The sequence below is a fragment of the Azohydromonas australica DSM 1124 genome, assembly GCF_000430725.1.
GTDB classification, from domain to species: Bacteria; Pseudomonadota; Gammaproteobacteria; order Burkholderiales; family Burkholderiaceae_C; genus Azohydromonas; species Azohydromonas australica.
The window spans coordinates 1-1,063 of record NZ_AUMO01000179.1 but is presented as its reverse complement, the minus strand read 5'-3'; the positions used below and the strand labels follow the sequence as shown (position 1 = coordinate 1,063).

Here is a 1,063-nt window from a genome sequence, read left to right as displayed (position 1 = left end):
TCGCCAGCGGCGTTGACATGGGTGACAAACATGCGCTGGCGCTCGTCGAGATTGGTTTGCACGAGCAACTGGGAAAGCCCGATGACGGCGTTGAGCGGCGTGCGGATCTCATGGCTCATATGGGCGAGGAACGTGCTCTTGGCCGCGGTCGCGGCTTCTGCCTGATGGGTGCGCTCGCGCAGTTGCTGCTCCAACGCCTTGCGTTCGGTGACGTCGGTCACGATGCCCAGGAAGCCCAAGGGCCTGCCTTGGGTTTCACGCAGCACGCTCATGTTGAGCACCGCAGGAAACCGCGTGCCGTCAGCCCGCACGAAGGTCCACTCGGTCTGCTCACCCGTCGCAGGAGCCTGCGGTTCAGCCTGCTTTTGATGGTTCGGCAAGACGTCGGACAGCCCAGTGGCTAACCCGCGCACTTCCATCGGTATGACATGCAGCCGCTCGCGAACCTCAGTGATGTCATGGAAGCTCAGCAGCGGGCGCCCCCGGGCTTGCGCCTCGGAGACACGCAGCATCTTCTGGGCAGCCGGGTTGAGCGCAATGATGTTGTTGGCCAAGTCCGTGATCATGATGCCGGTGGCGGCGCTGGCGAAAATGGCCCGCTCACGCGCAGTGATCGCCTCGAGCTCGGCTGTGCGCTGGCGCAATGCCTGCTCCATTGCCTTGCGCTCGGTGAGGTCGGTGATGACGCCCATGAAGCCCACGGGCGTGTCCGGCTCGTGGCGCAGCAGGCTCATGCTCAACAGCCCGGGGAACCGGGTACCGTCCGCGCGCACGAAAGTCCACTCGGTCTGCGTGCCAGTTGGGTCCAGTTCTGACGCGGTGCTGTTGCGCAGGGCCTGCTTGACCAAGTCAGGCTGCGCATGGCCATGGTCACGCATGACGCTTGGGATCCTGTTGCCGTTGGCCCGTACCTCGTCCGGATCATGGAACTCCAGCATCAACCGCCCCACGGCCTGTGCGGCCGGGACGCGAAACAGCTGTTCGGCCGCCGGGTTGAAGATGGTGATGCGCCCGGCAAGGTCGGTGGCGACGATGGCCGTGCCTGCGCTGTCGAGCAGCGCAC

General features: G+C 65.0%; 1 protein-coding gene. It reads right to left on the bottom strand.

Features of this window, described 5'->3' with window-relative positions:
- A partial coding sequence (locus H537_RS44265; protein WP_043459298.1) for a PAS domain S-box protein occupies window positions 1-1,063 on the bottom strand: 1,063 nt, incomplete at both ends.